At 38.9% G+C, this 7088-nt stretch carries 10 protein-coding genes and 1 pseudogene; 4 read left to right on the top strand and 7 right to left on the bottom strand.

What is annotated here, in order from left to right; translation table 11 throughout:
- Positions 1-315, top strand: a 315-nt coding sequence (locus tag E1140_RS02870; protein ID WP_155178847.1) for a cupin domain-containing protein, incomplete at its 5' end; no start/stop codon positions are given.
- Positions 316-345: 30 nt separating this feature from the next.
- On the top strand, positions 346-837 hold the full coding sequence (locus E1140_RS02865) for a tetratricopeptide repeat protein (protein ID WP_155178845.1): 492 nt from the start codon (positions 346-348) through the stop codon (positions 835-837).
- A 155-nt stretch (positions 838-992) separates the two neighbouring features.
- Here E1140_RS02865 and E1140_RS02860 read toward each other — a convergent pair whose 3' ends face one another.
- From E1140_RS02860 to E1140_RS21915, 4 genes are all read right to left on the bottom strand, one after another.
- Complete coding sequence (locus E1140_RS02860) at positions 993-1463, bottom strand: hypothetical protein (protein ID WP_155178843.1); 471 nt, start codon at positions 1461-1463, stop codon at positions 993-995.
- Positions 1460-1999, bottom strand: a complete 540-nt coding sequence (locus tag E1140_RS02855) for a GNAT family N-acetyltransferase (protein ID WP_155178841.1) — start codon at positions 1997-1999, stop codon at positions 1460-1462. The genes E1140_RS02860 and E1140_RS02855 overlap by 4 nt, the downstream gene beginning before the upstream one ends.
- Positions 2000-2001: 2 nt before the next feature.
- Positions 2002-2217: a hypothetical protein gene (locus tag E1140_RS02850; RefSeq protein WP_155178839.1), complete on the bottom strand. Its 216-nt coding sequence runs from the start codon at positions 2215-2217 to the stop codon at positions 2002-2004.
- Between the two features lie 233 nt (positions 2218-2450).
- A complete protein-coding gene (locus E1140_RS21915; protein ID WP_281350347.1) occupies positions 2451-2582 on the bottom strand; it encodes a hypothetical protein in 132 nt (43 codons plus the stop codon).
- Positions 2583-2692: 110 nt separating this feature from the next.
- Between E1140_RS21915 and E1140_RS02845 the strand changes: the two genes are divergently transcribed.
- Both E1140_RS02845 and E1140_RS02840 read left to right on the top strand, forming a co-directional pair.
- Positions 2693-3016, top strand: coding sequence for a PadR family transcriptional regulator (locus tag E1140_RS02845; protein ID WP_155178837.1), 324 nt, complete (start codon positions 2693-2695; stop codon positions 3014-3016).
- Between the two features lie 3 nt (positions 3017-3019).
- Entirely contained in the window at positions 3020-5653 is a 2634-nt protein-coding gene (locus E1140_RS02840) for an ABC transporter permease (protein WP_221412613.1), read from the top strand.
- A gap of 12 nt (positions 5654-5665) precedes the next feature.
- Here the strand turns inward: E1140_RS02840 and ppgK are convergent, their stop codons facing one another.
- The 3 genes and pseudogenes from ppgK to E1140_RS21340 form a co-directional block, all read right to left on the bottom strand.
- The gene (gene ppgK / locus E1140_RS02835) at positions 5666-6412 is read right to left on the bottom strand and encodes a polyphosphate--glucose phosphotransferase (RefSeq protein ID WP_155178835.1); all 747 of its coding nucleotides are present in this window, start codon (positions 6410-6412) and stop codon (positions 5666-5668) included.
- Positions 6413-6451: 39 nt separating this feature from the next.
- Complete coding sequence (locus tag E1140_RS02830) at positions 6452-6829, bottom strand: nuclear transport factor 2 family protein (protein WP_155178833.1); 378 nt, start codon at positions 6827-6829, stop codon at positions 6452-6454.
- Positions 6829-7088, bottom strand: a pseudogene (locus E1140_RS21340) (DUF4440 domain-containing protein); the annotation flags it as partial. The gene E1140_RS02830 and the pseudogene E1140_RS21340, both read right to left, overlap by 1 nt.

Genomic DNA, 7088 nt, shown 5'->3' with positions numbered 1-7088 from the left:
TCACCAAGAATCCTGGGTGAACTCAATGGCCAATTGGTGAAGCTGGCGAAGCTTAAAGATGATTTTATATGGCACAGCCACGAGCACGAAGACGAACTCTTTATGATCATGAAAGGCACCTTGGTTATGGAGTTCAGAGACCGAGTTGAGCATGTCAAGGAAGGTGAGATCATAATTGTTCCCAGAGGAGTTGAGCACAATCCACATACTTTAAATGGCGAAGAGGTTTGGGTATTGTTATTTGAGCCTGCCGCTACTAAGCATACCGGTGAAGTGGCCTTTGAAAGAGCCGTTGAAAACCAGGAGTGGATTTAGAGTTTTTAATATTTAAGCTAGTTTTGAGCCATGCGCACAATTTACTCTCTGTTACTTATTAGTATTTCAACACTCTGTTATAGTCAAACCACTCAAGAGCTGATAGACATTGGTCATAGAAATTATGAGTTGGGAGAATATCAGGAAGCCATTGATTATTTGAATAAGGCCGCTGATAAAGACCAGAAGAATCCTGAAATATTCTATCTGTTAGGCGTATGCAAGTCTCAAATGCAAAAGAATGCCGAGGCCATCAAAGATTATGATCTGGCGCTGGCCCTGGACCCCACTTACGCTGAGGTGTATTTTGAAAAAGGCTATTCTCTATTCGCATTGAATATGCTTGATGAGGCTATTGAGGCATTTGATAAATCGATAAAGCTAAAACCTAATAATGCAGTGGCTTATGTGAATAGGGGCAGTGTTAAGTGCATCAAAGGCGATAAGGAAGGCGCCATGAAAGACTGGAAAAAGGCCGAAGAGCTTGGCGCTCCGCTGCCAGAGCAGGAGTGTGATCTTTGATATCGATTGAGCGAACACCCATAACGTCATCCCGGAAACTTTATTCATTCCTTTCCATTAAGGAATAAAATTATTCGGGATCTCGCTATAAGAATTTAGATACCGGATAAATAAAGGTTTTTGAAAATGTAAACCTTTAATTTCCGGCATGACATTTAAAAAGTCTTCCTGATATTCAGCTCTAGCTGCTCGGCAAAATAATATACCTGACTGGAAAAATCATCGTAGTCAGAGTTTCTGGAAAGTTCCAGTTCTTTATCGTCATCATATTCCAGCGTGGCGATGTATTCATTAAAATTCACCTGCCGAACCCTGGAACGCGTATTGGCCGTATAGCTGTGCTTTTCTTTATCTATCCTTATCCCTTTCAGCTCCTTAAATTCCTGCTTATCAGATTTGATTTTAATACCCATTGTTGAAAATGAATCATCCACTACAGACTCATTTTTGTCAATACTGATCTCATATTTTGATGTAAATAGAAACGGAATAAAGAGAAGAGATATAGTTATTAGAAAGCCGTAACCAGCATAAATAATCAGGACCACATTGCCCGCAATAAGGGCAATAGATGACATCCATTTCATGGTTTCTGAAAAGTAAAATTCAGTTAAACTAGCTTTCATGTTTTATCTATTTTATAGAGCACACAGGTCTTTAATCTTTCGTCATTAAGAAGTGCAGGATGCACAAACTCTGACTCAAACTGCATTCCTATCTTTTTCATCACGGCAACAGACTTCATATTAATCCTTGGGGCCATAGATACTATGCTTTTTAATGCAATAGTGTTGAATCCGTAATCAAGACAAGCTTTTGCACCTTCTGTGGCATAGCCTTTCCCCCAGTGGGTTGATGAAATACGCCAGCCAATATCCACGCAGGGTGTAAAATCAGCTTCAAAATCTTTATTGGATAAACCAATAAAACCAATGAAATCATTGTTGGAAAGTAAGTCAACGGCAAAATAACAAAAGTTGTGTTTTGCATATTCTGCCTGCATTCTTGCAATGAACTTAGCTGTTTCTTTTTCATCTACGGTGGAAGGAAAATACTCCATTACCCGTGGATCAGCATTCATTTTTGCCAATGCTTTCAGGTCACTGTCCTGCCAATTTCTAAATCCCAGCCTTTCTGAAGTGAAAATGTAGGCAGGAGTCATTTTTATTTAGTGTCTTTATAAACTCTGTAAAGACCCAGCGCTGCAAGAATACCCCCAACAGCTAATGTCCCGTAGTACATAGGTTTGCTTAATGCATAAGAACCAATTATTTCATTGTTTACGGCATGCAGCAAGTCTTTAGTAGGTGGGTGTGTTTGTGCCCAATAGATTAGAAAACCACCAATGGCAAGTAATACAAGGCCTTTTATAAATTTCATAGTGTTTGGTTGATTAAGTCTTAAGGGTGAAAGTTATCAAATATTTTTTGAAGTGATTAAAGAAACTCACCCGATAATAAGTGGAATGACTGTTAATATTTGAATGATATTTCATTGAGGAATCTTTTGCTCAATGTAGGTCATTCCGCATGCTTGGGGCGAAGCTTCAGCATAGTCACCAGGAATCTTAGCTATTAATGCAGTAAACCTAAGTAGGGGTAAGGATGCCTTCGCTATGCTACGGCATGACTTAAACGAGGTAAATCAGTATTACTATTTTCGCCTTTGTTGGTCTTCTGACCAACAAAAACATACTTAATTCCTGCTGATGACAATGCCATCACGGGTGGAAAAGCGATTTTCAAGACTCAATATTTTGTAACCTTTTGACACATTAAGAGTAATAAACTTATTAGTCTGACAAATAGGAATGATATAAAATGTTTACATTAGTCCGACAAATAAGAATATAATCATGAAAGGAACTTATTTAGGTGAATTTGAAGAGCTTGTTCTTTTAACTGTAGCTGTGCTTAATGGTGAGGCCTATGGTATCTCAATAGCTGAGTTAATAGAAAAGGAGTCTAACAGATCAGTAACTATCAGCACGATACACAATGTACTTTATAGGCTTGAAGATAAAGGCTATGTAAAGTCAGAGCTAGGTGGTGCGACAGCTGAAAGAGGAGGTCGCAAAAAGCGACTTTTCAGTATAACTGCAACTGGTCATGCGGTTTTAAACGAATCAAAACAATTAAGAAATAAGCTCTGGGACGCTATGCCAGAGTTTGGCTTCTAAAATATGAAAAAACACAATCCACCAATATGGGCAGATATGTTTTTGGAATGGTATTGTTCCAAAAATTATATTGACGAGGTGCAGGGAGATCTGTATGAGTGGTTTCAACTACGTGTTGAAAAACAAGGTCTATGGCTCGCCAGGCTCCTATACTTTCTGGATGTCATTCGCTTTATGCGGAGCTATCGTCTCAAATCAATTGATGAACTAAGTCAAAACTCAAACAATATAGCTATGTTACACAACTATCTCATGACCTCGTGGAGGTCGCTTACCAAAAACAAATTATTCTCAATTATTAATGTATCGGGGCTTACTGTAGGTATTACTGCTTTTCTTTTACTATGGACGTATGTTCAGCATGAACGAACATATGATCAGCATCTTGACAACAAAGAGAACATCTTCAGAATACAGCAAGACCGCTACAATCTTGGTGAAATAACTACACAATGGGCAGCAGGTTGCGGAGCTATTGGCAAAACCTTAAAGGATAATTTCCCAGAGGTTGAAAGCTTCGTGATTATGACGAATAGTAATGCTATTCTTGAATATAATGAGCATGTGTTTCGTGAAGATGCTACTTATTATGCTTCAGAAGACTTCTTTAAGGTCTTTTCCATTAATCTGATTCAGGGTGACCCAGAAACTGTACTAAAAGAGCCTTATAAAGCCGTAATATCAGAAAGTGCTGCCAAAAAGTATTTTGGAGAAGAAGAGCCAATAGGTAAAATGATTGAGCATAATGGATCTAAAGAATTTGAAATTGTAGGAGTTTATGAAGACCTCCCTAAGAAATCGCACATGCAGGCAGATTTACTGTATTCCTTTTCAACCTTTGTTGACATTGTAGAAAATGAAGTAACTGATGAATGGAATTGGGATGGTTTCTACAATTACATTGTACTAAAAGATGGTACTGATTATAAAGATTTCGAGTCAAAGATCGCTGATTTTATTGATAAGGAAAGAGGAGAGGAGCTTGCCAGTTCTAATGAAGATGTAAAGTTCCATCTGCAGCCTGTTACCGATATCCACCTGACCTCCAACTATATGATGGAGTTTAAGCCGAATGGCAATGAGCAGGCCACTAACTTCTTATTCATTATCGCATTTTTCATTATCATCATTGCCTGGGTCAATTATATTAATCTTACTACAGCCAAATCAATGGAACGGTCCAAGGAGGTGGGCATTAGAAAAGTAATGGGTTCTATGCGTGGGCAGTTGGTGAAGCAATTTTTAGTAGAGTCATTCATACTCAATTTAGTGTCACTGCTGGCTGCGCTGCTATTTATCTATTTACTCTTACCTTATTTTAATGCACTTACAGGCAGAGTTGTAGCCTTTGAGCTCCTTGATCCTAATATGATTATGCTCATAGGAGGTATTTTGGTCATGGGTACTTTACTATCGGGATTATATCCTGCACTTGTTTTATCTGGATTTAAACCTGTGGCCATACTGAAAGGTAAATTGAAAAATAGCGCTGGTGGTAAGACACTTAGAAAAGGTATGGTTGTGTTTCAGTTCTTTACTTCATTAGTGCTGATGGTGGGTACCACAACCGTGTTCTATCAGTTGAGTTATATGAACAGTCAGGATCTTGGTGTGGATATCAATCAAACATTGGTGGTACGTGGGCCAAATGTTACCGATTCTTTGTATTCAGATAAGTTGAATGTATTTAAACACAATCTTTCTGCACAGTCTGAAATTAATGTGGTGACTTCTTCTACAGCAGTTCCAGGCAGTCAGCCAGACTGGAATGCTGGTGGTATTTATGTCATTGGAGAAGATCCTGACAAATCTCAGCAGTATCGAATTATTGGCGGTGATTATGATTACCTGGAGGCATTTGATATTGAACTGGCTGCTGGTAGAAATTTTGAAGAAGAAAGAACAACCGACCCAAATACAGTAATCCTTAATGAATCAGCTGCCGAATTAATGGGTTTTAAAGATTTTGAAGAAGCACTGTCAAAGGAGATACAATTTTGGGGTGACACCTTCCAGATCGTTGGGGTGGTTAAGAATTATCATAATGAGTCATTAAAGAAGTCATTTGAGCCACTCATATTCAGATTAATCCCTAATGCCAGTAATTACTATTCTGTAAAAGTGACTACCAACAACATGCCTCGAACTATTGCAACTATTGAGGAAGAGTGGAAAGCACAGTTTCCTGGTAATCCATTTGATTTCTTTTTTCTGGATGACCACTATCAAGAGCAGTACAAAGCCGATCAGCAATTCGGGCAGGTCTTCGGATTATTTGCAGGGCTGGCCATTTTTATTGCATGTCTTGGGCTCTTCGGATTAGCATCATACATGGCTACCCAGCGTTACAAGGAAATTAGCGTACGCAAGGTGCTTGGAGCAACTGTTGGTAGTGTTGTCACTTTACTATCAAGAGATTTTGTGATTCTGATATTAATAGCAATTGTGCTGGCTATACCTGTTTCTTGGTACGTGATGGACGGGTGGCTTGCGGAGTTCGCTTATAGAATAGATATGAGCTGGTGGTTGTTTGCCTTGCCGGGATTGACTTTGATTATTATCGCTTTAGCAACGGTTTCATTCCAGACCATTAAAGTAGGTACTTCTAATCCAGTGGATGCCTTAAGAAGCGAATAGAGAATTTGTAAATTACTTATGATGCTCGGCACAATTATAGGCAGCGCCTATAATGCCGGCATTATTAAGTTTTTCACAGGTTGTGTAAGGTGTATCTATTTTTATTAGCTTCCTGAATTTGTGAATCTTCTTGCTGGCACCGCCTCCCAAAATAATAAAGTCAGGGGAGTAGATACGCTCTACATATTTCAAAAATTTATTAAAACGTTTGCCCCATACATCATAGTCTAAATCTTCTTTTTTGCGTGCAGAGTCAGCCGCATACTGCTCTATAGGCACACCATTTTTACCATACATTCTACCCACCTCTGAATTAGGAATAAGTACACCATTATAGAATATGCCACTTCCCAGTCCTGTCCCAATTGTTATGACCATCACCAGCCCGGACTTGTTCCTGCCAGCTCCAAATTTCATTTCTGCAATGCCAGCTGCATCAGCATCATTGATGACCTCAAAGTGAGTGTCATCGCAAGCATCACTAAAAACATCGTCTATTTGTATGCCTTTCCATGCAGGGTCCATGTTAGAAGCAAATGTTGCTTTTCCTTCTTTTACCACACTTGGAAAGGTGCAGCCGATATCATCCTGCCAATTGAAATGCTCCTTTATTTGCTTTATAACTTGTGCTACTGCTTCTGGAGTAGAAGGTTTTGGTGTGTCAATTCTAAATCTATCTGAGACCAGCTTGCCACTGCTAGTATCTACTATGGCGCCTTTGATTCCTGAGCCACCGATATCAATTCCGAGTACATTCATTCAGATTTAAAGGTATTTATAACTTTTATGGCTACCAAATCAGTACATGGTATTGTCATTGGCAGATTCTTTTGGGATTTGTTGAATTGAATCCCAATGCTCAACGATTTTTCCATTGTTATCAAACCTGAAAAAGTCCATGGTAATGTATTGGTCATTGCCTGGCCAGATTTGATGGGTATGCAGAGCGACTAAATCTCCTTCTGCCACTGCTCTTACAAACTCAATGGACTTATCAGGATATTGCTCCTGCATTCTATTGAAATAATCTATGAAACCTTGGGTGCCATCGCTCACATCAGGGTTATGTTGAATATACTCATCACCGACATACAGCTCAACTGCCTTTTGTGGCTCACCGTAATAAGCAGTTTTATAAAAGGCAATGGCATTCTCTTTGTTTTTAGCTAAACTCATTAGTCGAAAAGCTCATGATTCGTCCTTGTCGAATGCAGCATATCCAATCTCCATCCATCCTTGGTAAGTGTGGCTGTGGCACTTTCCAGATAAGATGATTTCCTTGCTATTTTATCATTCTTGTAGAACACTGAATTGAAACTATAAGCTATCCATGCAGTTTTACCCGTTACTTTCACATCAATAAAAGTAAAGTCATTTACCCTGCGCAGTTGCTTATTGTTTTTGATCACATCATTGAAATAGCTAACGATAGAAT

This window comes from Fulvivirga lutimaris (assembly GCF_009711525.1).
Lineage (GTDB): Bacteria > Bacteroidota > Bacteroidia > Cytophagales > Cyclobacteriaceae > Fulvivirga > Fulvivirga lutimaris.
Note: the sequence above shows the minus strand (reverse complement) of the source record. Positions and strands in the feature narration are given on the sequence as shown.